Below are 24345 nucleotides of genomic sequence, written 5' to 3'. Positions count from 1 at the left end.
CGTCAGGCCAGGTAGATCCCGCCGACGCAGAGCACGACCAGCAGGAGCAGCGCCCCCAGCGCTAACGCACCGTAGAGCAGCACCCGGGGCCGGGCCAGTGGACCGGCGCCCGGCAGCTCGGTGGCCGAGTCCGCCGCGTCGGCGGTCGCCCGGGCCTCCCGCAGCGCCGCCAGCACCGCCTCGGGGCCGGCGGCCATCGCCCGCCCGGCCGCCGCCACCTCCGGCTCGGACGGCCGCAGGTCCCCCTCGGGTACGCCCAGCGCCCGCAGCCGGGACTGCTGAGGCACCAGCCGGGCCCGTATTCCGGTCAGCTCCTCCCGGGCGGTGCGCACGCCCTGCGCCTGTTCACCGGCGGCCGTGGCGGCGGTCCGGCGTACCGCGTCCAGCCGCTGGGCGGCGGCCAGGTAGTCCTGCCAGGCGTCCTCACTCACCGCGTGCTCACCCCCGTCGGCGTGGCGTACGGGACGACCAGGCTGGTCCGGTCGGTGCGGCGGTCGTAGAGCAGGGCCCGGCCGGAACGGGGTCGCCACCGTACGGCCCGACCCAGCAACCTGGCCACCTCCGGTTCGGGTACGTCGAGGAAGAGCAGGTGATCGATCGTCGCCGCGTTCCCCGGTGCCCCGGTGTGACGTTCCGCGCTTCCCGACTCCGTGCCGTCCGGGCCGGTGCCGCCAGGGCCCGTGTGGTCGGGGCCCGTGCCGTCGGGCTCCGGGACGCCGTCCGTGGTCGGCTCCGGCTCGGCCACGGCCGCGAGTTGGTCGGCGAACCGCCGCACCCCGCGCCACCAGGAGATCAGGTGTACGCCCCGGCCCGGCCCGTCCCGGAGCAGCGCCCGCAGCCGCTCCGCCGGAACGGCGCCGGGAGCTGTCCCGTCCATCCCGAAGACCACCAGATAGCCGGGCCCGGTGAGGTCCAGCGCACCGGCCAGGCCGGCGGCGTCGACCCGGTCGACGGGGTGCCGCCGGGCAAGCTCGGCACACAACGCCGTCGCCGTCGGGTCCGCCTCGGGGACCAGCGACGCGACCACGAACCGGACGTCGCCGGGGGCGTGTTGTGCGGCCAGGCTCCGGGCCAGGCCGTCCAGCATGTCCTCGGCGGCCGGTCCCGGCCCGAGGACCGCGAGATGTCGGCCCGGCGACGGGTCGAGCGGGACCGCCGCCGGGCGCAGCGGTACCTCGACCACCTGGCCGACCAGTGCGACAACCGGTCCGGCGGGTTCGGCGGCCGGCTCCGGAGCGTCGGGCCGGGGCGGCGCCAGGTAGCCGGTGAAGACGGCCGGGCCGGTCGATCCGGCGGGCCGGTCCGCCCAGAGCCGGTGCCGCAGCATGGCGAGGGCGTCGGTGTCGGTGTGCGGGTCGGGAAACCGGACCATCCGTTCGTGTCCCCGGGTCGCGCCGCGTGGCCCGCCGAGCCCACCGGCCGTGTTGACCACCGCCGTACCCAGGGGCAGGCCGGCCGCGGCGTCGTTCGCCGGCTCCAGCACGTCCGCGCCGCCGGGCAGCGCCACCCGGACCGGGAACTGCGCGAGGAAGGAGTCCCGCCGGGCGCGCAGCGCGGCCAGGGCCGGCGTCGGCCGGCTGGTCAGGATCAGGTGTACGCCCGCCGAGCGCCCCCGCCGGGCCACCGACTCCAGCCGGCTGAGCGCCTCGGCGGTCAACGCGTCGTCCTCGGCGAGCAGCGTCGGAAACTCGTCCAGCACGCAGAGGATCCTCCGCTGCTCCGGTTCGGTGGCCCGACGATCCAGTTCCGCGTCGAGTTCGCGGAGCAGTGCGAGGCCGTACTCCCGATCGGCCTGTACGCCGACCGCCCGTACGTGCGGCAACCACGATCGGCCCGAGTCGGCGCCGTCCTCGGGCAGGAACCCGTCCGCCCGCTCCGGAACGAACTCGGTGAACGCGGTGCCGTCGGCGAAGTCGACCAGGTAGAGGGCCAACTCGTCGGGGTGGTACCGGGCGCAGAGACCGTAGAGGACGTTGACCAGGAAGGCGCTCTTGCCGGCGCCGGCCCGACCGCCGACCAGCCAGTGCGGGGTGCGCTCGTCGAAGCCGAGCGGAACCGGCCGCTCCCCGGCGTGTCCGACCGTGGTGCCCAGGCCCTTCGCCGCGCTCTCGGTCCAGAGCCCGTCCGACGGATCGGGCAACAGGTCGTCGAGGGTGCGGCGGTAGTCGGCGTGGAACCGCGCGGCGAGGTCCCGGCAGACCCGGTCCAGCAGCGGGGTCGGCGGGGACTCGTCGAGGAACACCGGAGCGTTCAGACCGGTGCCGGGCAGGTGCGGCCCCGGGCTGCCGAACGAGGCCCCGGGCGGGTCGCCGACCAGCGCGTACGGGTTGCGTAGCGCGATCATCGTGCTCCGGGACAGCGGTGCCTGGCTGGTCTCGGCGGTCAGCGGCGGAGGCGGCCAGCCCGCGACGAGCAGGTGCAGACCCGCCTCGGGGCCCTCCCGGGCCAGTGCGCCGATCCGGGCCAGGTCGGCCGGTTCGGTCAACTCCGGCAGCGAGCCGACCACCACCAGCAGGGTGCGGTCGTGCCGGTTGTACCGGGCGGTGGCCGGACGGGTCGGCCGTACCCACTGCTCCGCCTCGGCCAGCACGGCCCGCAGCCCGGTGCGGTCGGTGACCGGCGGCGGCATCAGGCCGGCGTCGGCGAGCGGCGCGAAGGGTGCGAAGAGCTGGCCGGCGGTGGCCGAGTCGACCCCGCGTACCAGCAGCGAGCCGGCCGGGGCGGCCGCCAGCAGCCGGAGGAGCACGGACCGGAGCAGTCCGGCCACCCGTGGATCGCGGCTGTCCGCGTCGACGGTGAGGTGCCCGGTGCCGAGCAGCGGTACCACGGCGGGGAAGCGCGCGTCGTCGAGCGGCTGGGCGATGCCGATCCGGACGAACGCCGGCACGCCCGGCCCACCCAGCGGGGCGTCCTCGGACTGGGCGTCCAGCGGCGCACCCAGCCAGCCCGGGGCGAGCAGGCTCGCGGCGGCCCGCAGCCGCTCGGCGAGGTCGTGCTGTTCCCGCTGGTCGGCGGGGGCCGGCCGGATCGCGTCCAGCACGGCGGCCGCGGCGGCGGTGGTCGCGGCGGCCCGGCGGTGCAGCGCGGCGGCCGTACCGGCGGCGGCCCGCCAGCGGAGCGTGGCGGCCGGGCTGGTCGGTCCCCTCCAGGTCTCCACCGCACCAACTCCTCCGCCTGTCGGCCCTGGCCGGCGCCCCGCGCCCGGCTCCCTGTCCTGCTACGGAGCACCGCGGGCGCGTCGCCTCGTCCTGGACTCCAGACGGTATCCCAGCCGACCGGCATCTTTGCGGACCTGCGGCGATGGTCGGACAGGAACTTGTGGCACAACTGGCGGTCGGTGCCGGCGACCCGCTCGGCCCAACCCCGGTGGCCAGGGCGAACGTGTGACGGCGGAGGTCGGGGCGGGATGACAGAAATTACGGGTTGCTCCTGTTTGGTTACCAAGCTGGAATTCGCGGCCATTGGGTACGGGAGCGCCAGCCGATAGCCTCGGGGTGTGGAATCAGTGCACCCCCCGGCCGATTCCCAGGTGTCCCGCGTACCGACGCAACGGACCCCGCCCGGACAGGCCGACGCCCCGCCGGTCGCACCTCCACCGGCGCCCCGCCGCAGGCGGCTGCCCGTCGTGCTGGCCGTGGTCGGCGGTGCTCTGGCGCTGCTCTGCCTGGCCGGCGCCGCCATCGCGTACGTCGCCTACGACCGCTTCACCGCACCCGACCGCAGCTCCCCGGACGTGGTCGTCGACAACTACCTGCGCGCCTTCCTGGTCGACCGCAACGACGTACTGGCCGAGCAGTTCGAGTGCGCCGACTCCTCGGCGGGACTGGCCGAGCTGGCCGGGCTGCGGACCGACCTGTCGGCCCGGGAGAAGCAGTTCCAGGTCACCTTCGTGGTGAAGTGGGGCCCGCTGGGCGTACGGGCCCAGGAGTCCCGGGCCGAGGTCTTCGTGGAACTCGTGATCTCGTACCGGGTCGACAACCTGAGCCAGAGCGAGCACCAACGGTGGCGGTTCGTCACCGAGCGGGACGACGACTGGCGGGTCTGCGAGGCCGCGCCGGCGAGCTGAACCGTCCGTCCCCTGCGCCGGGTCGGTGCGGTCACTCGATCCAGAGCAGGTGGACCGGCACCTCCAGCGTGGTCGGCGGTCGACCGCTCCACGCCCAGCGGTACCAGTCCAGTTCGGCGGTGACCCGTACGCAGATGTCCCCGTCCGCGCTGGTGTAGACCTCGGTGACGGCCCGCAGGTCGCGTCGCTCCACCGCGTCGGCGACCTGCACCACCCGGCGGCCGGCGACCGCGTCCGCCTCGACCACCGGCACCGGGGACCGGTGCGTGGGGGCGTCCAGCGAGACCAGCCGGGAGATCACGTCGGACCGGGCGGGACGGGGAATGGGCGACCCGCCGCCCTCCCACGGCGACGTCTCGCCGAGCGTCTCCACCCAGACCCGGTCCGCCGGCACCAGCGGCGCGAAGACCTCGATCTGTTCGGCTTCGGCCCGGTACCACTCGTGTTCGGCCAGCACCGGCACGTAGGTACGGCTGCCCTGTACCACCCGCTCGTCCGCCCGCAGGTCGGCCCGCCAGCCGAGACCGGGCAGGCCGACGAGCACCCGCCGCCCCCGCAGGTCGACCCGGCTCGCGGCGGGGACGAGGACGATCGGTCGGGGCGGCACCGGAGCCCAGTCGGGCTGCCCGGCGAAGGGATCAGGAAGTGGATCGTGGCTCACGGGTCGCTCCGCCGGTTCATCCGCCATCCGTCAGCGGAGCGCCCCGGTCCCGCATGAACGGCACCGGGTTAATCGCGCCGTGCTTGCTCCGGTCCCCGCGCAGGTGCACCTCGAAGTGCAGGTGCGGCCCGGAGGAGTTGCCGCTCGAACCGACCCTGCCGATCACCTGCCCGACCTCCACCATGTCGTTCTTCGCCACCATCGGTCTGCTGACCATATGGCAGTACCGGGTGATCACGTTGCCCGCGTGCAGAATGTCGACGAACCAGCCGCAGCCGCCCTTGCCCGGATAGCCGTCGACGTCACAGCTCAACCGGCCCCGCCGGTCCGGATCACAGCGGGACACCAGTACCCGGCCGTCCGCCGCCGCACGGATCTGGGTGGTGTACTTCGCGGCTCCGATGTCGACGCCGTTGTGCGACGGCCGCTGGGCGGTACGGAAGCCGGAGCCCACCCCGCCCGGGATCGGCGCCGTCCAGCCGGACGCGGCGATCTCGGCGCCGTCGGCACAGTCGAGCCCGAGGTCGGTGCCGACGGACCGGGCCGCACCGCCGGTCAACGCGTTCACGATCTCCGTCGCGATCGGTTCGTGTTTGGCGTACGCGTCCGGGAAGGCGCTGACCTGCACCGCCTGGGCGGCGGCGGAGAGTGGCCGCCGCTGCCAGTTCCGTACCTTCTTCAGCTTCTCGTAGAACTTCCGGGCGGCGTACTCCGGATTCCGCAACTGGGTCGGGGTACCCCAGCCCTGGCTGGGCCGCTGCTGGAAGAGCCCGACCGAGTCGTGGTCGTTCTCCGATCCCAGGTGTGGCAGGTTGGCCAGGCCGGACTCCTGCATCGCGGTGGCGACGGCGATCACCCAGCCCCGGGGCGGGATGCCCATCTCCTTGCCGACCTTGATGATGACCGCGGCGTTGCGCATCTGCGCGGCCTTGTACGGCCCGACCAGCGGCAGGTCGCCGTCGATTTTGATCGGGTCGTCCGAGCCGCAGCCGAGGGTGGCCGCCGCCAGGTTCTCCTCCTCGTTGGCGAACATGGTCACCAGGAACGCACCGGTCCCCCCGGTACAGCAGAGCAGGGCGAGGGTGGCGGTGAGCGCCACCGCCAACGCGACCCGGCGGACCGGCCGCCGGGTCGTCGGACCGTGGTCAGTCATCCCGCCCCCACCTTCCGCGCCCGCCTCAGCGCCGCTGCCAGTCCACCGTGTCGACCTGCCACCGGCCCTCGGGCGCGACCAGCCCGAGCCGGAGTTCGCCGGAGTCCACCGGTACGACCACCTCGACGAGGCTGTCGTTGCGGGGTACCACCACCGGCTCGCCGGTGATCCGGTCCGCCGGCACACCGAGCGGGTCGACGCCGCTGAGCTTCTCGGCCAGTTCGGGCGTGGCCAGCGGGCGGAGCCCCTCGTGCCACTGCTCCGCCGTCACGTCGCGGTGGTCGAGCCAGGCCGTGGCGAACGACCGGGCCACCGCCACCGGGGCCGGAGCCCCCGGACTGGTCCACGGCGTCGGTTCCTCCGTCACCGTCAGCCCGTCGTCACCGGCCGCCGGGTCGGTGGTGCTGATCGGACTGACCGGCCCGCCGAGCAGGCCGCTCCGGTCGCTGCCGGGCCCGGCGACCAGCCGGGCCGCACCGACGATGCCGATGATGACGACGGCGAGCCCGAGCGCCAGGCCGAGCCGGGACCGCAGTACCCGGGTGAAGAGGAACTCGATCGCCCGCCGCATCCGCGAGTCACCTGGCCTCGGAGCGGATCCGGGGTGCCGGCGCCGGCTTCGGGTCCGGTGCCGGCGCCGAGTCGGGTCGGTAGATGACGAAGGAGGGGTTCTCCGCCGGCACGTCGGGCTCGGTCCATTCCGCCGGCCGGCGTCGGGACGGCCGACCCGGTGCCGGCCGGGAGCCGGAACCGCGTTCGGCCGGTGCCGGCGGCGCCGTGGTGGCCGGTTCGTCGGCCCGCTCGGTGGCGCTCTCCGCACGACCGCCGGCGGCGTGCGCCGGATCCTCGTGCCGGCTCTCCGGTCGGACGTTGGTCTGCTGGATCACGAGGGTGCGGTTCTTGACCCGTACGTCACCGGCCCGGTCGTCCGACGGATCGAGCCGGGACGCGGCCCGGACGTCCCGGAAGAACCGGCGGTGCCACGAGCCGGCCGCGCCGATCACCTCGGTGCTGTCCTTGCCGCCGAGCTGGGTGATCCGGCGGTACGGGCGCAGCAGCAGCCAACCCACCACACCGCACAGCCAGACCAGCACCACCTGCAACCAGCCCGGGATCGTGGAGGTGCTCATCACCAAATCCACCGCGAACAAATAGATGGCGGCGCCGGTGCCGAAGATGGCGATGTTGAAGATGGCCGCCACCACGGCGTTGCCCAGCCGGCGCAGTCCGGCGCTGGCCGGGCGCATCAGGCCCACCGTGCCGAGCACCGGGGCGGCGATGACGGCCCACCGGAACAGCAGGAAGCCGAGCAGCACCAGTAACGAGGCGGTCAGGTCGAACATCGCGAACAGGATCGCGGCCAGGATGGCGATCAGCCCGGCGCCGATCCGGTCCGAGTCGCGGGCGCCACGCAGGTACTCGTACGCCTCCTTGTCCTCGGCCTTGATCTGTTCGGCGACCTTCATCCACTGTTCCTGCTTGGCCTCGACCGTGGCGTCCCGGGTGTCCGGGTTGGCGTCGATCTTCGCGGCCTCTTCCCAGGTGAGCGCCTTGGCGTCGTACAGTGCGCGGCCGTACTTGCGGGCCGTCTCGCTGTCGGAGGAGCCGAGCGCGCCCCGCAGCCAGTTGCGGTAGAGCATCGTCTCGGTCGACGTGTCGCTGGCCCGCAGTGCCGGCGGCCGGTTGTCCTTGCAGGCCGAGCCGGTGGGGGAGGCGCACTTGTCGGCCGGGATGTCCTTGGCCCGGGGGCCGACCGCCTCGTGCACCACGTTGAGCGTGGTGACCAGCGTGCCGTCGGCGAGGTTGGCGGACCGGACCGGCCAGGCGGCGATGGCGGTCACCGCGACCATCACCAGCAGCGCCCAGCCGGCGGTGGTCATCGCGTTGCTCATGTCGGACTGCCGGGACCGCCAGAGCAGGTAGAGGCCGACCACGCAGAGGGTGATGATGCCGAAGACGCTGAAGACCCGCTCGTAGACGGCCTTGGTGGCCTGCTCGACCAGCGGGTCCGCCCAGTCCCACATGGTCCGTGGATCCCAGGCCCGTTCGCGGAGCGCGTTCGACGCGCCGATGATCGCGGTGGCGATCCGGATCTCGCCGTCCGCGATCTTGTTGAACACCTTGCTGCCCGGATCGATCACGTCCGAGGCGCAGCCGCCCGAGTCGTTGTACGTCTCGTAGCTGTAGCCGGCGTTGCCGTACTCGGTGTACAGCCCCTTCACGCCCGGCTGCCTGCTCGCCTCGGGGCGGGACGCGAACCAGCCGGCAAGGCCGGAGTCCGGCTTGGTCGGGGTCGGCGGGTTCAGGCACTGGGCGGTGGCCTCGCTGACGTCGGCGAGCCGGTCGACGCAGGCGCGGAAGTCCGCCTCCCACTCGGCGGTGGTGCAGAGGGCGACCTTGGCCCGGGTCGGGATCGGCGCGGCCGACGCGGGCGCGGCGCTGCCGAGCACCGGCCAGACGAGGGTGGCGGTCGCGAGCACCCCGATCGCGAGCAGCAGGGCGGCGACGCGGGCTCCGATCCTCGCCATGGTCAAGCCTCCAGGTCCGCGATCGGGGAGGGCAGGTTCGACGTGACGGCCTTGGCCGTGACCGGGGTGGTGTCGAGATGGTCGAGCAGGCCCTGGACGTACGACACGTCCACCCGGACCTTCTGCACCCGGCCGTCCACGTCACGCATCACGAACTCGCGGAAGCCGAGCCGGTCCGCCGACGCGCTGTCCACGGCGGACAGCGAGGCGAGGGTCGCCTCGTAGCCGTCGTTCACCGGCACCCGGAGCAGCCGCAGCGCCTCCGAGGCGATGTCGACGTCCTCGGCGATCCGCCCGACGAAGACGGTGGATACGAGGTTCTGCACGTCGAGACCGAGGATGTCCTTCGGGTTCTGCGACGAGACCAGTGCCGCGAGGTTCCACTTCCGGGAGTCCCGGGCCAGCCGGACCAGGAACGACCGGCCGGACCGCCAGCCCTCCATGAAGTGCGCCTCGTCGAGGCCGACCATCTTGCGTGACGACATCGAGCCGCCGTAGCAGCGGCGTACCGCGAGCCGGTGTGCGGTGTGCAGCATCGGCAGCGCGAGGGCCTCCTCGGCGGACCAGTACTCCCGCTCGATCTTCAGGTCGGGCAGCCGCAGCCCGGCCATGGTGATCACGGTCAGCGTGGCGTCGGCACCGAGCAGTCCCTCCGGCGGGCGGCCGAAGAAGAGCAGCGCGAGCGGCATCTCGGCGGTGTCGAGGAGCAGGTTGGCCAGTTCCCGGCCCTCGTCCTCCAGCCCGGACAGGCAGGCCACCACGTCGTCCAGGGTGGAGGTCTCCTCGGCCGGCACCTGCCGGACCGCGTGCCGGAACAGCGTCGCGGTGGACGCCTCCCGGGCCACCTGCGGCGGCACCAGCATCATGCAGATGTCCTGGACCAGCATCCGCCGCTCGGCCCGGGCGTTGGAGACCGCGATCTGGAACTCCCGGTCGCCGCCCGCGCCCGCCGGGAACTCGGTGCGCAGCGGGGTGGGAATCAGCGCGTACGGGGCGAGGGTGCCGTGCTCGGAGCCGGTCAGGTTCAACACGCGCGAATACGGTCGCAGTTCCGGCATCGAGCAGAGCCGGGCGAGCGGGCCGGACGGGTCCAGCAGGGTCACCTGGACCCCGCGCCGGGCGTTCAGGTAGCCGAGGGCGCCGAGCAGGGTCGACTTGCCACCGCCCGGCTCGGCGACGAAGACGGCGAGCCCGGAGCGTTCCCGGACCTCCATCGGGAAGTGCAGGTCGAGGAAGACCGGCCGACGGCAGGTCCCGGCGGTCCGGCCGATCAGGTCACCGCGCCGGTCGCCGACCGTGGAGGCGGCCTGGGGCAGCGCGGCGGCGAGCAGGTTGACCGGCATCCGGCGCAGGTATCCGGTGTTGGCGATCGGCTCGCCGGGGATGAACTCGCGGGCCAGCCAGTCCTGGTTCTTCGGGTGCTGCAACGAGACGCGCAGCTCCCGCGAGTAGAGCTGGATCAGCCGGCGGGCCCGCTCCAGGCACTCCTCCCGGGTACGCCCACCGACCGCGATCCGGTGCCAGCCGTGCGCGCGGGCGGATTCCACCGGCAGGCCGGTGGTCATCTCGTCGCCGATCACCAGAGCCCGCTTGGCCAGCCGTTCCAGCTCCGGCGGGGCGTCGATGCCGTGCTCGGCGTAGTCGAGCTGCTGGGACCGGATCATCCGCAGCCGGTGCTCCAGGTTCCGGAACGAGTCGCCCGGACCGAGGATGTCGACCCGGGTGGAGATCTCCATCGGCCAGGGCAGCCGCTCGTGGAAGTGCAGCCAGGGCTCGTGCCGCTCGGGAATCTCCAGCGGCTCCATCCGGCCGACCGCCAGTACGGCGACGTGCCGCTCCTCGCCGGTCATCCGGTTGACCAGCTTGACCGTCGACCCGTACGGGGTGCGGTAGCGCTCGACCTGTTCGGTCAGCGCGAGCAGGTCACCGCGTTCCCAGTGCCCGTTCGTGACCGGGGAGAGGGTGCCGGGGGGCGCCATGCAGAGCGCGACGGAGCGGTAGAGCAGCCACTCCAGCTCCTCGGCGGTGACCTGCCGTCCGCGCATGCCGAACGCGCCCAGCACCTCGTCGAACTGCTCCACGGTGCGCCCGAGCTTGCGCCGTTCGCCGTCGGCGACCCCACGGCCGAACGCGCGCAGGACCCGCTCGGCGAGGTTGTTGCCCAGCGATCGGCGGGCGAACGTGACGCCGAGGTAGGTCTGGCCCTCGGCGTGGTTGACCGAGAGCAGGTGGCGCTGGGCGGCGACCAGGTGGTCCGACCAGCTCGGCGCGCCCGTGACGGTGGCCAGCGGCTGGGGGGTGTGCGAGTCGATCGTCCGGGCCCACTCGTCGGCCGGGAACGGTCGGGTGGTGCGGCGCAGGTGCAGCCGGAACCCGGCGAGCCCGGCGTACTGCTCGGAGATCGCCGAGAGCAGCGCCTCCCGCTCGGCGTCCGGTCGGAAGGCCCAGCGCACCTCCGGCAGCCAGTACCAGGCGGTGACGGTGTTCGGAGTGAACGTCAGGTGACCGGCGATCTCGGTGATCGCCAGCTCGACGGCGGGGTCGCGGTCGCCGAACCGCACCTTCGGCGCACGTACCCGCTGGGGTTTCGTCACCGCCACCGGTTCCGGCCGGACCGGCTTCGGCGTCGACTTCGTCCGCCGCTGCTTCGGCGGGACCGGCGCCGGGTCACGATCGGACCGCCTGGTCGAGCGCCGGGCCGGTGCGGGTGCCGATGCCTGGTCGGCGGGCTCGCGGACCACCGGCAGGCTGGTCGAGTGCTCGCCGCCGCGCTGGTGTGGCGCGGGGCTGGGGCGACCGCCGACGACCTCGGGTGCGACGGCGGCCGGCGCCGTGGCGCCGGCCGGTCCGACAGCCGGTGCCGGCGGGTCGACGGGCCAGCCGGAACCGGGCGCCGTACCGGACCCGTAGCGGGTCGCCTCGGTGTCTCCGAACGCGGCTCCGGCCTGGCGGCCGAGCGCCGGGGTGTTCCGGAGGGCGGGCCCGGCGGCCTCCGGGACCGGACCCGGAGCCGGGCTGGCGGGAGCGGCGAACCGGGGAGACGGACCGGGACTCGGGTACGCCGGATGACCGTGCTGCGGGTCCGGGTCGGGGGCGGGCGGCCGGCCCGCTGGCGACTCGTCCGGCTCCCAGGCCGGCAGGCCGACGGGGGCGTCGGGGTCCTCGCCCCACCGTCCCGGTCGATGCGGCGATGCGGCACGCGGGGGCCGGGCCGGTGCCGGGCCGGCGGGTGGCGGCTGGAGCGGACCGGCGCCGAAGAGGTCGAGGAAGGGCGAGTCGATGTCCGGATGTTCCGCCGGGGCGGGCGGGCGGGCGGGTGCCCCGGCGGTGGGCCGGGATGGCCGGTTCCGGGCCGGTGGCTGAGGTGCCTGGAACACGGCGACTCCACCGTGTCCGGTGTTGCTGAGCAGCGCGGGGTCGTACTCGCTGTCCTCGGCGGGATCCGATGTCAGGTAGTCGGAGGACTGCGTACCGTTACCGTTGCCGTCGGTCGGCCGACCTGCCGGGTACGGGGGGCCCGGCGTGGCGGAGCGGGTCATGCCTCCGCCTCGCCCGGACCGACAGTCCGCACCGCAATCCACTCGCTCATGCCGTCACCTCGCCGCGTTCGGTCATGTCAACCGCTCCCGGATCCGGATGCGGGTCGCGACCAGTCGTGGGTCGCGCTGCTCTGTCGCCGGTTCGCGGGTGCGCCGCCAGTCGGTCAGCGCCGTCCGGATGACCATCCGGGCGGGCCTGTCGGGGTCGACGTACCGGAAGATGAATGAGGTGGAGACGATGGCGAGGGCGATCTCCCAGGCGGGGATCAGCTCGACCCTGAGCGTGAACAGCCAGTGGATGAACATGTAGAGCAGCACCAGCAACATGAAGAGCCCGTACTGCGCGTACGGCAGGTGTACGGGCAGGGTGTAGCCGGGCGGCCCCAGGTAGACCAGGCGGGCCCGATAGATGTCGTCGTCGGTGCGCAGCCGCATCTCGTGCTCCGCGGTCTACTCGAAGATCAGGTTGATCAGGTTCTCGCCAACGAGGAACAGCGTCGCCGCCCCGGCGATGAAGGCCAGGCCGAGCAGCGCGATAGCCGAGCTGGTCAGTACCTTCGAGACCTCACCCTTGCTGGCCCGGCCGATGAAGATCACGCCGAGTACGGCGAGCAGGATGGGCGCGATGTTGGTGGCGAAGAACTTGACGACGCCATCAGTGTCGATATTGCCCTTTGGGGCCGGCTCGGCAAGCGGGATGAGCGAGAGAGTGTGGAGCGCGTGCGTGGCAGCCGGCCATGCCGTCTCCACCAGCTCCATGGCGAACATCGGAATCCTCCCCGGTGCGGTGGCCCGCGCCCCGCACTGCTGTCAAGCCCGGTAAACCAGGCCGGTCGTGGGGTGTTGATCGACCCTGCGTCTTGCAGTCACCGCGTACGGTGATGGTTTGTGGGCGTCTTTGTCCTAATTCGGCCCATCTCTTAAGTTCTGGCATCTGGCTGATGCGAGCGTACGGCGCGTGCCTGTTTCGAACAAGCGGGGTGGAGTGCCACCAATCGGCCCCGGTGCGTAGTGATCCGAGGACCGCGTCCCGGCCCGGGTGGTCCCGGCCGGACCAGGGTCGGTAGGTAACGTCTAGCCGTGACCGAGTTCGTCCAGGACCCCGCCACGCTCGGCGGCGGATCCACGGCAGACGGCGACCTGCTCCACCGGAGCCGGCCGGTGGTGATCGGCGTCCTCAATGTCACGCCGGACTCCTTCTCCGACGGCGGCCGGTACGCCGACCTCGACGCCGCCGTGCGGCACGGCGTACAGATGCACCGCGACGGCGCCCAGCTGATCGACGTGGGCGGCGAGTCGACCCGGCCCGGTGCCGACCGGGTGGACGCGGAGACCGAGGCGGCCCGGATACTGCCGGTCATCCGGGAACTCGCCGCCCGGGGCGTACCGATGAGCGTCGACACGTACCGGGCCAGTGTCGCGGCCGCCGCGCTGGAGGCCGGCGCGACGGTCGTCAACGACGTCTCCGGCGGGCTCGCCGATCACGACATGGCGAAGGTGGTCGCCGAGGCGGGCTGTCCGTGGATCCTGATGCACTGGCGGGGGCACGCCAAGCGGATGCAGGAACTGGCCCGGTACACCGACGTGGTCGCGGACGTGAAGGCCGAGCTGGCCCAGCGGATCGCGGACGCCCTCGCGGCCGGGGTCGCCGCCGACCGCATCGTGATCGACCCGGGGCTCGGGTTCGCCAAGCGGGCCGGGGACAACTGGCAACTCACCGCCCGATTTCCGGAACTGCTCAGCCTCGGCTATCCGGTGCTCTTCGCGGCCAGTCGCAAGTCGTACCTCGGTGCGCTGCTCGCCGCGCCGGACGGTACCCCCCGGCCGACCGGCGAGCGGACCGCCGCGACGGTCGCCACCAGCGTGCTCGCGGTCGCGGCCGGCGCCTTCGGGGTACGGGTGCACGACGTACGGGAGACCGTGGACGCGCTGGCGGTGTGGGTGGCCAGCGGTCGGCCCCGGCTGGCGACGACGGAGACGCTCGGATGACCGGCTCCGGTGATGTCGCGGCGACGGGCCCGACCGGCGACCGGATCATCCTGACCGGTCTGCGGGCGCGCGGCAGGCACGGCGTCTTCGACTTCGAGCGGGCGCAGGGGCAGGACTTCGTCGTCGACGTGGTGCTGGAACTGGATCTCCGCCCGGCGGCCCGTTCCGACGACGTCGCCGACACCGTCCACTACGGCGAACTCGCCGGCCGGCTGGTCGACATCGTGACCGGCGAGCCGGTGAATCTGATCGAGACGCTGGCCGATCGACTGGCCGTCGCGTGCCTGGCCGATCCGCGCGTGGCGGCGGCCTCGGTCACCGTGCACAAGCCACAGGCGCCGATCCCGCACGACTTCGCCGACGTGGCGGTCACCTTGACCAGGCGGCGGTGAGGCGATGACCCAGGCCGTGCTCTCGCTGGGCAGCAATCTCGGTGACCGGTTCGCACACCTGCGGACGGCGGTGTCGGAGCTGCGGGACGTACTCCTGGTGGTGTCCGGGGTCTACGAGACGCCGCCGTGGGGCGACCCGGACCAGCCCGCCTACCTCAACGCGGTGGTGCTGGTCCGGGACGAGGGTGCCGGCCCGCGCGACTGGCTCGACCGGGCCCGGGCCGTCGAGGCCGTCGCCGGCCGGGTCCGGGACCCCGAGCGACGGTTCGGTCCGCGCAGCCTCGACGTCGACGTCGTGGCGGTGTGGAACGAGGACGGCGAGCCGGTGGTCAGCGACGATCCCGAGCTGACCCTGCCACATCCCCGGGCCCACCTGCGGGCCTTCGTGCTGCGGCCGTGGATCGACATCCAGCCGTACGGGCGGCTGCCCGGTCACGGCTGGCTGACCGACCTGATGTCCGCCGAGCCGGTCGCCAGCGACGTGCTGGACCTGCGCCCCCAACCGGATCTGCGGTTAGAGTCGGACTGACCGACGAGGCGTAGGGGGACCGGTTGAGCAACCGGATCGAGGAGGCGGTCGGCGTGATCGGACGGCTCGGTCACGGCGACGACGAGCGGAGCGGAGAGGGATCGTGACCGACCGGCGACCTCCGACGCGCGGTCCCGCACCCGAGCAGGGACGGATGGGCCCGACCAGGCCGGCCACCCTGGTGGTGGCCGGGTTGGCCTCGGCGGCCGTGGCCTGGCTGCTGGTCAGCAGCTTCTACAGCCGCATCCCGCCACTGCCATGGTTACCCATCGTGACCCTGTTGGGGCTCGCGGTGTTGGAGGGGTACGCGGCGGCGAACACCCGGGCGCGGATCGCGCGCAAGCCCGGCCGGGATCCGGTCGACCCGCTCGCGGTCGCCCGGTTCGTCGTACTGGCCAAGGCGTCGGCGCTGGCCGGGTCCATCTTCGCCGGCTTCTACGCGGGACTGGACGCCTGGCTGCTCATCGAGCGGACCAGGGCCGCCGCGAACGACGTACCGGCAGCCAGTGCCGGCCTCGCCGCCTCGCTCGCCCTGGTCGGCGCGGCGCTCTGGCTGGAGCGGTCCTGCCGGGTGCCGGACCGCCCGGAGCGGGACCCGGACGAGGACGACCGGAGCCGGCGCGACGATCTCTGAGGGGCCCGCCGAGCCCGCATCGACCAACACCGGGGGTGACGACCGGGCGTAGACGCGGGTACGGTGCCTCCGACCGGGCCAGATCCAGCCGCCTCGCCGGATCGGCCCCTACGTTCGACCGCTCCGGTCCCGGAGGCCGCCCCGGGTCCGGGCCTGCTTCGCGGGGACGACATCAGGAGGCGCGCGAGATGGCGTACGACGATTCGATCTATCGGCGACGCGAGACCGGCAGCATGGATCCGGTCGGTGCCGGTGCACGGGAGGATCCCCGGTACGGCGGTGCCGACCCGGGGTACGACGACGCCGACTCCCGTGCGTCGTCCGGCCACGTCATGGGCCGGTTCATGGGTGGCGAACCGGCCGAGTCGGCCGCGCAGTTCGAGCCCGACGAGCCGGTACGTCGCCGGACCGTCCCGCCGGCGGCGTTGGAGAACGTCTTCGACGATCCGGCACACGGCGAGCCCGGGCGGGACAGGCTGGTCGTGCACCTGCTGTGGGAACTAGTTCTGCTGGTCGTGGTGGCGGCACTGGTCTTCCTGTGCAATCGGGACTATCCGGACCTGATCCGTGGCGCGCGACTGGAGAGCCTGCTGGTCTTCGGTACGGCGGTCGGACTGCTCACCCTCGCCGCCGCGCTGACCCTGCGGACCGGCGCGCCCAACCTCGCCCTGGGACCGGTCGCGGTCGCCGCCGCGCTGCACTTCGCGGAGAACTCCGATCGCGGAGTGGTCGCGGCGATGCTGCCGGCGACCGTGGCCGCCGTGCTGCTCGGGCTGGTGGTGTCCCTGCTGGTGGCGGGGTTCCACGTGCCGAGTTGGGCGGCGACCCTCGCCGCCGGGCTGGCGGCCGTCGTCTTCATCGAACAGCGGACCGCACCGGTCGACGTGCAGGGCGAGTACGACCCGACCCAGCACGCGACCTACCTCTTCGGCGGGTTCGCCGCGGTGGCCGTGCTCGCCGGCCTGTTCGGAACCCTCAAGACCGTGCGTCGAACCGTCGGCCGGTTCCGGCCGGTGGGCGATCCGGCGCTGCGCCGGGGCGCTGCGGCCGGTGTCATCGTCACGATCAGCACGGTGATCTCGATGGTCTTCGCGGTCATGGCCGGCATGCTGCTCGCTGCGGGCTCCAGCGGGCCGGTGGCGCCGACGACCGGGATCGAGTGGACCGGTCTGGCCATGGGCGCCGCGTTGATCGGTGGCGCCAGCGCCTTCGGCCGACGGGGTGGGATCGCGGGTGGGCTGCTCGCGGCCACCGCACTCACCCTGTTCATCCAGTACGCCGACGAACGGAACCTCGACATCGCGCCGACCGCCGTCGCCGCCGTCGTGGTGGCGGTCGGCCTGCTGGTGACCCGCCTCGTCGAGACGTACGGACGGCCCCGCCCGGTCGTCGGCCGGACCGAGGAGTGGGAGGACGAGCCGGCTCCGGTGAGCACGACGAGTTGGGAGGCGGCCCGGGCCCAGCCACCGGAGCCGTGGACCTCCTCGCTGCCGACCCAGCCGACCGACAACCGGGCCGACCGGTGGGGCGGCGACCGGTGGGGCGGCTCGGACCGCTGACCTTGCGGCCGGACGGAGCCAGGGCGGTTCAGCCCGTTAGGCTCGGCGTTATGACCGAATCTGGTGCCGAGTCCCGTACCACCCCCACCTTTGCCGAGTTGGACGCGTTGTCCACCGAGGAGTTGCGTGAGCGGGCGTTCACCCTGGCTCGGGAACGGCGCGACGTCGGCTTCTTCTGGTCGGTGATCCGGCACCTGCCGAATGCCGACGAGGCGGCGGCGCTGGACGGCTCGCCCAACTCCGCCGGACCGACCGTGGACGAGGCGGTCGCGCTCTGGCGGGAGTTCACCGGTCACGGGTACGAGGAGACCGCGCCGCTGCTCCGGGCCGCCTTCATCGACTACCTGCAGAAGCACTGATCGGTTCCCGAGGTTCACATCCCTCCTGGCGGCCCGCGGCGTGCCCGGTGGTCACTACCATTCCGGTAAATTGCGCTATTCGCGCGTCGATGGCGGCAATGGATGAACCGGTGCGCATTCCTGGATATCGGTCACGGGGTTTCGAGGGCGGATTCGACTGGGAAACAACGTCGCCATGGCTCTCACCAATCGCTACAGAACGGCCACGAGTGCGGGTACCCTCGCCGCGCTCGTACTGGTCCTGGTATTCGGCAGCCCCTGGTACGCCGACTGGGCCCGAGACGAAACCAACCCGGACACGGCGGGCGGCTGGTTCCTCCGGCTGCTCGCCTGGCCGGCGTGGCGCTTCGACTCGGACGACACGATCCAGAACATCATCGCCGCCGATCTCAAGGCCATCCTGGTGGTGGCGCTCACCTGGGTCTTCCTCTTCCTGCTGCCCGGCTCGCAACTGGCCAGGGCGAGGGGCACGCTCAGCCAGTTCTTCGCGGGCTGGTCGGCGTACGTCTTCGCCGGTGCCTTCGCGGCGCTGCTCGCCACCTTGATCGGCAGCAATCCCTCACTGCTGGGCGCATTCCAGGCTGCCGGCAACGGTGCCGCGTACGGCTTCTTCGTCGGCTGGATCATCGGCATCGCCACCCTCGGCGGCCGGCGAGGACGGCATTGACCGATCGACAGAGTCGGAGGTGGGAACGACGGCGGCGGACGATCCGAACCGGTCGGCGTGACTAACCGCCGATCGGGTCGGCCGGATAGTCGATGCTGAGGATCCGGTGCCGGCTCAACAGCCCGACCGGCTCGCCGCCCTCCGCCGTCACCCGGGCATCGTCGGAGTTGGTGGTGAGCAGCACCGCCAGCGCGTCGTACAGCGACGAGCCGATCGGCACGGTCGGCAGCCCGGCGGGGGCGTCGCCGCCGGGCGGCAGCGGTTGCAGCAGGTCCGGTGTGATCGGGGTGACCGCGAGCCGCCGGATCGCCCGGTCCGTGCCGACGAACTCCCGGACGAACGCGGAGGCCGGCTCGCCGAGCAGGGTGGCCGGGCTGGCGTACTGCTCCAGCCTGCCGCCCTGGGAGAGTACGACGATCCGGTCGCCGAGCCGGACCGCCTCGTCGAGGTCGTGGGTGACCAGCACGATCGTCTTGCGCACCTCCGCCTGCAACCGCAGGAACTCCTCCTGGAGCCGCCCACGGGCGATCGGGTCGACCGCGGAGAACGGCTCGTCCATCAGCAGTACGACCGGATCGGCCGCCAGCGCCCGGGCCACCCCGACCCGCTGCCGCTGGCCGCCGGAGAGTTCGTGCGGATAGCGCGGGCCGAACGTGGCCGGGTCGAGACCGACCAGGTCGAGCAGTTCCCCGGCGCGGGCCTGGATCAGGGACCGGGACCAGCCGAGCAACCGGGGTACGGTGCCGACGTTCGCCGAGATGGTCTGGTGGGGGAAGAGGCCGACATTCTGGATCACGTAGCCGATCCGCCGCCGGAGCTGGACCGGATCGGCTCGGGTGACGTCCTCGTCGCCGAGCAGGATCCGCCCGGAGGTCGGCTCGATCAGTCGGTTGATCATGCGAAGCACTGTCGACTTGCCGCATCCGGACGGGCCGATCAGCACGACCAGCTCGCCGGCCTTGACCTCCAGGCTCAGTTCGCCGACCGCGACGGTTCCGTCGGGATACTGCTTGCGTACCTGGTCGAGGGTGATCGCGGCGGCACCCACGGCACTGGCGGGCCCGGCGGAGTCGCTCTCCGGGGTAACGTCCACGTATGTCCTTCCGCGTGATCGACCGGGTTGACCCGGGTAATCCGTGGTTCTCCTGGGATTATGTACAGGGCAATTCGGACACGATCCTCGCCGCGCTGCGGGAGCACGCCTGGCTCACCGCCCAGGCCGTGCTGATCGCCGCCCTGGTCGCGATCCCACTCGCCGTGCTGGCGTACTGGTTTCGGCCCCTCACCGGGCCGATTCTCGCACTCTCCGGCGTGCTGTACACGATCCCGTCGCTGGCGCTCTTCGCCTTCGCGGCTCCGTACCTCGGTACCGGCACCGCGACCGTGCTGCTCGGGCTGGTCCTGTACGCCCTGCTGCTGATCATCAGGAACTCGCTCGCCGGGCTCAACCAGGTGCCGGCGGAGGTCCGGGACGCGGCCCAGGGGATGGGGTACGGCAGGTTCGCCCGACTGCTTCGGATCGACCTGCCGCTGGCGTTGCCCGGCATCTTCACCGGCCTGCGCCTGGCCACCGTCTCCACGGTGGCGCTGGTGACCGTCGGGGTGCTGGTCGGACACGGCGGTCTCGGTCAGCTCATCCTCGGCGGATTCCGCAACAACTTCTTCAAGGCCGAGATCATGACCGGGACCATCCTCTGCGTGGTGCTGGCCCTGGTCCTGGATCTGATCCTGGCCGGTCTGGGTCGGCTGCTCACCCCGTGGGCACGACGTCGCGGAGCGGCCGGGTGACGCCGGAGACTGGAGGTAGCGCCGGATGAACCCGATCGACCAGGCGGTCACCTGGATCAACGATCCGCTGAACTGGACCAATCCCGGCGGCATCCTCGACCGGTTGGTCGAGCATCTGGGCATCTCCGCGGCGGCGGTCGCGCTGGGCTGCCTGGTCGCCTGGCCGCTCGGGCTCTGGCTCGGGCACACCGGCCGGGGCGGCGGGGCCGTCGTACTCGTCTCGAACATCACGCTGGCCATCCCGACCATCGCCCTGCTGACCATCCTGCCGCTCACCGCGCTCGGCTTCGGCAAACCTCCGGTGATCATCGCGCTGGCGGTCTTCGCGGTGCCACCGCTGCTCGCGAACGCCTACACGGGGATCCGGCAGGTCGATCCGGAGGTGCGGGACGCCGCGCGTGGGATGGGACTCTCCGGCGGGCAACTGCTGCGCCGGGTGGAGCTGCCGCTCGCGGTGCCGTACCTCGCCGCCGGGTTCCGTACCGCCGCGGTGCAGGTGGTGGCCACCGCCGCGCTCGCCTCGTTCGTGAACGGCGGCGGCCTGGGGCAGATCATCAGTGCCGGCTTCGGGTTGGGCATCTCGGTCGGCGGAGGCCAGATCCTGGCCGGCGGGTTGCTCGTCGCCCTGCTCGCCCTGGTGGTCGAGGTGATCTTCGCCGGTGTGGAGCGGATCGTGACGCCCCGGCCGTTGCGCCGGACCCGGCGCCGCGTATTCCGGCAGGCCGATCAGCGGGCCGCGGCGGCCATCACCGGCTCGTGACCGGCGGGCTGCGGCTGTGACGATCGGCTCCTCATTCGGCGGGCCAGGTCACCCGGAGTAGGCGGTCGTGCGCGCCTCGTGCCCTTTTGCGTGACGATACGGTGACGAAGCTCGCCTCAGATTGTCGCCCCGGGCGAGAAGATGTTTCGTGGGAGGTCGCGGGCGACCACCATGGTCCGTCGCCCGTCGGACACGCGGCCGGCCCAGCGGGGTCGCGCCGGGACACAGGAGGCGGGCGTTCAATGCGCACACGTACACGTCTGGCAATCGGCGCCACCGGCGCCATCGTCGCGGCCGGCTTCCTGGCCGGCTGTGGCGGCGCCGGCTCATCCGGTACCGAGGCTCCGGCGACCGGCGCCCAGGGCGCCGGCTGCGCGCCGGTGGCCGGGTCGAAGCTGGTCGTGCTCGAGGACGACAAGAAGCTCCAGAACACCGACAACATCATTCCGGCGATCAACAGCAAGGCGGCCCAGCCCCAGTTGGTCGCCGCGCTGGACAAGGTCTCGGACAGCCTCGACACCACGAAGCTGATCAACCTGAACAAGGCCGTCGACGTGGACCGGAAGACGCCGAAGGTGGCCGCCGAGGAGTTTGCCTCCGCAAACAACCTGACCGCCGGGATTCCCACCGGCGGCACCGGCTCGATCACCGTCGGCGCCGCGAACTTCAGCGAGAACCAGACCCTCGGCGAGCTGTACCGGATCGCCCTCACCGCCGCCGGCTACCAGGTCAAGGTCCAGCAGATCGGCAACCGCGAGCTGTACGAGCCGGCGCTGGAGAAGGGCGAGATCCAGGTCGTTCCGGAGTACGCCGCGACGATGGCGGACTTCCTGAACGACAAGGTCAACAAGTCGGGCACGGCGACGCCGCCGCCGATCTCCTCGCCCGACCTCAACCAGACGGTGACCGGGCTGAAGGCCGCTGGCGAGAAGGTGGGCATCAGCTTCGGTAAGCCGTCCGCCGCACAGGACCAGAACGCGTTCGCGGTCACCAAGGAGTTCGCCGACCAGCACGACGTTCGTACGCTCAGCGAACTGGCCGAGAAGTGCTCCGGCTCGGCGACCGTGCTCGGTGGCCCGCCGGAGTGCCCGCAGCGGCCCAAGTGCCAGGCCGGGCTGGTCCAGGTCTACAACTTCAAGGCCGGTCAGTTCAGCTCGCTCGACGCCGGTGGCCCGCAGACGAAGTCGGCCCTGACCTCCGGCGCGATCAGCGTCGGACTGGTGTTCTCCTCGGACGGCGCGCTCGCCGCGGGCTGACCCTTCCCGATCGACCCGCGTAAGCCTCGCCGGTCTACGAGAGCCGACGGTCACCGAACAGCGCGGCCGGCGCCACCCAGGGTGGCGCCGGCCGCGCTCGGATTAACGGCGCCGGCATTTCGGTGGCCGACAACTGTGGGTAGGCTCGACTGCCATGTCAGCTCGCGAGGCTCCCGAGCAGTCACGCCGCAAGCCACTGCTGACCGTGCTCTTCTGGGTCGGCGTCGGGTTGGCTCCGCTGGCTGCCCTGTTACTCCTGCTGGGACAGGGGAACGGGCCGCTGCGGATCGCCGCCGTGCTCGCCGTACTGGCGGTGGTGCTCATTGGACTGTCGATCACACTGCGTGGCAATGCCGATGGCGCCCAGTTGGATCTGGAGGAGACCCTCCTCGAGGAACTCGACGACCTGCGTGGCGAACTCCGTACCGACATCGCGACGGCGGCTCGGGCCACGCACAAGGCGTTCGGCGAGAAGCTGGAGCTGGTGCAGGGCAATGTCGAGGCGCTGCGTGGCCAGCTTGACGCGGTACGGGCCAGCGTCGACACTCCCCGGGCCGTGGCTGCCGCACCAACGACGACCGCCACGGGTTCGGTCGTAGCCGGTGCGGCGGTTGGCGGTGCGGCGGTTGGCGCCACCGTGCCGGCCGGCCGGAGCCAGCACGAAGCTCCCGGGCAGCCCGGCTGGACGCCGAAGGAGGCGCCCTCGGCCGGATGGGCTCCGGCCGCGGCGGCCCCCGCCGGCCCGGTCCGGGGCGAGGTAGGGCCACGGTCACGCGACGACGGGTCGCGGGGCGACGGATCTCGGAGCGAGCGGCCACGGGGCGACGGGTACCGGGGTGAGGGACCACGGGGCGACGGGCCCCGGCGGGCGGCTGGCCCGGGGCCGTCCCGGGGTGCCGAACACGGCGGAGCCGGCCACCACCAGGCTCAGCCCGCTGGCGGCTACGACCGGGGCGGCTATCCCGACGACGACCGCGCCCGCTCGGGCCGGGCGTACGGGCGGACCGACAGCGACCCGGACACGTCCCCGGGACAGTACGGCCGTCCCGGCGGACAGCGGTGGAGCGCCGGCGGCCCCCCGCAGCACGGTTCGTCGACCGGCATGCACGGGGCGATACCCGGACCGCATCTGGGCGCTGGCGTGGTCCGGCACACCGAAACCGTCCAGGTGACCACCCGACAGACCATCGTCGGGGCGCACAGCGACGACCCACGGTCCGGCGGCGGTTACGGCACCGGCGGTTACGGCGGTGCGAGCCAGGGCGGCACCTACGGCGGTGGTACCTACGGCGGCGGCAGCTACAGCGGTGGTGTGTACGGCGGCGGTGGCCGGGAGGGCGGCTACGGGGACGACGGGTACCACGGCGGTGGCCGGGACGGCGACTACGGCGATGTCGGCGGCGGCAGCTACGGCGGCGGCACCTATGGGGGCGGCCGGGACGACGACACCAGGGGTGGCGGCGCCCGGAGCGCCGGCACGTACGGCGGCGGTGCCGGCCCGGACCGCAACACCTACGGCGACGGCGCCCGGAGCGGCGGCACCTACGGCGGCGGCAACCGGGACGCCGGCACGTACGGCGGCGGTGAGCGGGACGCCGGTACGTACGGCGGCGGTGACCGGGAGCCCGACACGTACGGCGGCGGCACCCATGCCGGTGGCGGCACCTATGGCGGCGGCGGGCGGGATCGTGACGAGCGTGCCGGGGATCGTGACGATCGGGGCCGGCGCCCTGCCCGGGGTGGGCGTTCCGACGAGCCCGACGAGGGACCCGGGGATGACCGGCGGTTCGGCATCGGTGCATGGCGTGCCCGGTTCGTGGATTCGGACCCGGATCCGGGGCAGGAGACCGGCGACCCCGCTGACGACTCGTACTGGGCCGATCTGCGGGCCGGTGACCGGTGGACCTCGGTACGCAACGACGAGCGGGGCCAGGAAGTCCGGATGGGTGAGCGGCGGGCGTCGATGCGGGCCGACGAGAACGGTACGGAACTCCGGGTCGAGGACCGCTGGGCGGCGGTCCGCCGGGAGGAGCCGAGGCCGGACGACGACCGCCGGTCCGACCGGCGCCGGTCGGACCCCCGCGACGACGAACAGCGCTGGTCCGAGCCCCGCGACGACGATCGCCGACGGAGTGACCAGCGAGGGTCGGCGGACTGGGCCGAAACCGACGACGTCCGGCGCGCGGACCGGCGGGGCGGTGCTCGTGCCCTCGATCCCGGGGAGAGCCAGGGCTGGGATCGGCACAGCGGTGCGCCGGCACTGCCCGTCGGTGGCGTGGACCAGGCGGCGTTGTGGGGCCCGCCCCGGCAGGAGCCGGAGCCCGAGCCGGCCCGGCGGAGCCGGCGGCAACGCGAGGACGAGGAGTACGGCTACCCGCCGCTGGACGAGGTGCCCCGGGCCGGTGGCACCCGGCGGTCGGACTACGGCTACGCCGAGGACAACTGGCGCTGAGCCCCGTCGCCGC

22 protein-coding genes are annotated in these 24345 nt (G+C 72.8%); 12 read left to right on the top strand and 10 right to left on the bottom strand.

Features of this window, described 5'->3' with window-relative positions; translation table 11 throughout:
• Window positions 1–2: 2 nt before the first annotated feature.
• Window positions 3–431 (bottom strand): hypothetical protein, encoded by a 429-nt coding sequence (locus ACFP2T_RS04580; protein ID WP_377417540.1) that lies wholly within the window; start codon window positions 429–431, stop codon window positions 3–5.
• Entirely contained in the window at window positions 428–3157 is a 2730-nt protein-coding gene (locus tag ACFP2T_RS04575) for an FtsK/SpoIIIE domain-containing protein (protein WP_377417538.1), read from the bottom strand. Before ACFP2T_RS04575 ends, ACFP2T_RS04580 begins: the two co-directional genes overlap by 4 nt.
• Before the next feature lie 348 nt (window positions 3158–3505).
• Between ACFP2T_RS04575 and ACFP2T_RS04570 the strand changes: the two genes are divergently transcribed.
• Window positions 3506–4066: a hypothetical protein gene (locus ACFP2T_RS04570; protein WP_377417914.1), complete on the top strand. Its 561-nt coding sequence runs from the start codon at window positions 3506–3508 to the stop codon at window positions 4064–4066.
• A gap of 31 nt (window positions 4067–4097) precedes the next feature.
• On the opposite strand, the gene ACFP2T_RS04565 is transcribed toward ACFP2T_RS04570, so the two are convergent.
• The 7 genes from ACFP2T_RS04565 to ACFP2T_RS04535 form a co-directional block, all read right to left on the bottom strand.
• Entirely contained in the window at window positions 4098–4754 is a 657-nt protein-coding gene (locus ACFP2T_RS04565; RefSeq protein ID WP_377417536.1) for a hypothetical protein, read from the bottom strand.
• Window positions 4744–5880 (bottom strand): peptidoglycan DD-metalloendopeptidase family protein, encoded by a 1137-nt coding sequence (locus ACFP2T_RS04560; RefSeq protein WP_377417534.1) that lies wholly within the window; start codon window positions 5878–5880, stop codon window positions 4744–4746. The genes ACFP2T_RS04565 and ACFP2T_RS04560 overlap by 11 nt, the downstream gene beginning before the upstream one ends.
• Window positions 5881–5905: 25 nt before the next feature.
• Window positions 5906–6451, bottom strand: coding sequence for a hypothetical protein (locus ACFP2T_RS04555; RefSeq protein WP_377417532.1), 546 nt, complete (start codon window positions 6449–6451; stop codon window positions 5906–5908).
• Window positions 6452–6458: 7 nt separating this feature from the next.
• The gene (locus tag ACFP2T_RS04550) at window positions 6459–8408 is read right to left on the bottom strand and encodes an MFS transporter (RefSeq protein ID WP_377417530.1); all 1950 of its coding nucleotides are present in this window, start codon (window positions 8406–8408) and stop codon (window positions 6459–6461) included.
• A 2-nt stretch (window positions 8409–8410) separates the two neighbouring features.
• Window positions 8411–11947 carry an ATP-binding protein gene (locus ACFP2T_RS04545; protein ID WP_377417528.1) on the bottom strand — a complete coding sequence of 1179 codons (3537 nt, stop codon included), beginning with the start codon at window positions 11945–11947 and terminating at the stop codon, window positions 8411–8413.
• Window positions 11948–12019: 72 nt separating this feature from the next.
• On the bottom strand, window positions 12020–12382 hold the full coding sequence (locus ACFP2T_RS04540; RefSeq protein ID WP_377417526.1) for a hypothetical protein: 363 nt from the start codon (window positions 12380–12382) through the stop codon (window positions 12020–12022).
• A 15-nt stretch (window positions 12383–12397) separates the two neighbouring features.
• Window positions 12398–12715: a hypothetical protein gene (locus tag ACFP2T_RS04535; RefSeq protein WP_377417524.1), complete on the bottom strand. Its 318-nt coding sequence runs from the start codon at window positions 12713–12715 to the stop codon at window positions 12398–12400.
• Between the two features lie 372 nt (window positions 12716–13087).
• On the opposite strand from ACFP2T_RS04535, the gene folP reads away from it, so the two are divergent.
• The 7 genes from folP to ACFP2T_RS04500 all read left to right on the top strand — a co-directional run bounded on the left by folP (window position 13088) and on the right by ACFP2T_RS04500 (window position 18076).
• The gene (gene folP / locus ACFP2T_RS04530; RefSeq protein WP_377417912.1) at window positions 13088–13936 is read left to right on the top strand and encodes a dihydropteroate synthase; all 849 of its coding nucleotides are present in this window, start codon (window positions 13088–13090) and stop codon (window positions 13934–13936) included.
• Window positions 13933–14328, top strand: a complete 396-nt coding sequence (folB, locus tag ACFP2T_RS04525) for a dihydroneopterin aldolase (protein ID WP_377417522.1) — start codon at window positions 13933–13935, stop codon at window positions 14326–14328. Before folP ends, folB begins: the two co-directional genes overlap by 4 nt.
• A 4-nt stretch (window positions 14329–14332) precedes the next feature.
• Window positions 14333–14857 carry a 2-amino-4-hydroxy-6-hydroxymethyldihydropteridine diphosphokinase gene (gene folK, locus ACFP2T_RS04520; RefSeq protein WP_377417520.1) on the top strand — a complete coding sequence of 175 codons (525 nt, stop codon included), beginning with the start codon at window positions 14333–14335 and terminating at the stop codon, window positions 14855–14857.
• Between the two features lie 154 nt (window positions 14858–15011).
• A complete protein-coding gene (locus ACFP2T_RS04515; protein ID WP_377417518.1) occupies window positions 15012–15491 on the top strand; it encodes a DUF3180 domain-containing protein in 480 nt (159 codons plus the stop codon).
• A 188-nt stretch (window positions 15492–15679) separates the two neighbouring features.
• Window positions 15680–17050 (top strand): ABC transporter permease, encoded by a 1371-nt coding sequence (locus ACFP2T_RS04510; protein ID WP_377417516.1) that lies wholly within the window; start codon window positions 15680–15682, stop codon window positions 17048–17050.
• Window positions 17051–17100: 50 nt separating this feature from the next.
• Window positions 17101–17409, top strand: coding sequence for a hypothetical protein (locus ACFP2T_RS04505; RefSeq protein ID WP_377417514.1), 309 nt, complete (start codon window positions 17101–17103; stop codon window positions 17407–17409).
• A 175-nt stretch (window positions 17410–17584) separates the two neighbouring features.
• Window positions 17585–18076 (top strand): hypothetical protein, encoded by a 492-nt coding sequence (locus tag ACFP2T_RS04500; protein WP_377417512.1) that lies wholly within the window; start codon window positions 17585–17587, stop codon window positions 18074–18076.
• 61 nt (window positions 18077–18137) lie between these two features.
• On the opposite strand, the gene ACFP2T_RS04495 is transcribed toward ACFP2T_RS04500, so the two are convergent.
• A complete protein-coding gene (locus ACFP2T_RS04495; RefSeq protein WP_377417510.1) occupies window positions 18138–19169 on the bottom strand; it encodes an ABC transporter ATP-binding protein in 1032 nt (343 codons plus the stop codon).
• A gap of 2 nt (window positions 19170–19171) precedes the next feature.
• On the opposite strand from ACFP2T_RS04495, the gene ACFP2T_RS04490 reads away from it, so the two are divergent.
• From ACFP2T_RS04490 to ACFP2T_RS04475, 4 genes are all read left to right on the top strand, one after another.
• Entirely contained in the window at window positions 19172–19864 is a 693-nt protein-coding gene (locus ACFP2T_RS04490) for an ABC transporter permease (protein ID WP_377417508.1), read from the top strand.
• A 25-nt stretch (window positions 19865–19889) separates the two neighbouring features.
• Complete coding sequence (locus ACFP2T_RS04485; RefSeq protein WP_377417506.1) at window positions 19890–20624, top strand: ABC transporter permease; 735 nt, start codon at window positions 19890–19892, stop codon at window positions 20622–20624.
• Window positions 20625–20866: 242 nt separating this feature from the next.
• The gene (locus ACFP2T_RS04480; protein ID WP_377417504.1) at window positions 20867–21880 is read left to right on the top strand and encodes a glycine betaine ABC transporter substrate-binding protein; all 1014 of its coding nucleotides are present in this window, start codon (window positions 20867–20869) and stop codon (window positions 21878–21880) included.
• Window positions 21881–22034: 154 nt separating this feature from the next.
• Window positions 22035–24332: a hypothetical protein gene (locus ACFP2T_RS04475; RefSeq protein WP_377417502.1), complete on the top strand. Its 2298-nt coding sequence runs from the start codon at window positions 22035–22037 to the stop codon at window positions 24330–24332.
• Window positions 24333–24345: the final 13 nt, after the last annotated feature.

It is taken from the genome of Plantactinospora solaniradicis (assembly GCF_042658085.1).
In the GTDB taxonomy this organism is placed as follows: Bacteria; Actinomycetota; Actinomycetes; order Mycobacteriales; family Micromonosporaceae; genus Plantactinospora; species Plantactinospora solaniradicis.
The sequence above is the reverse complement of the archived record's forward strand: the minus strand, read 5'-3'. Positions and strand labels throughout refer to the sequence as shown.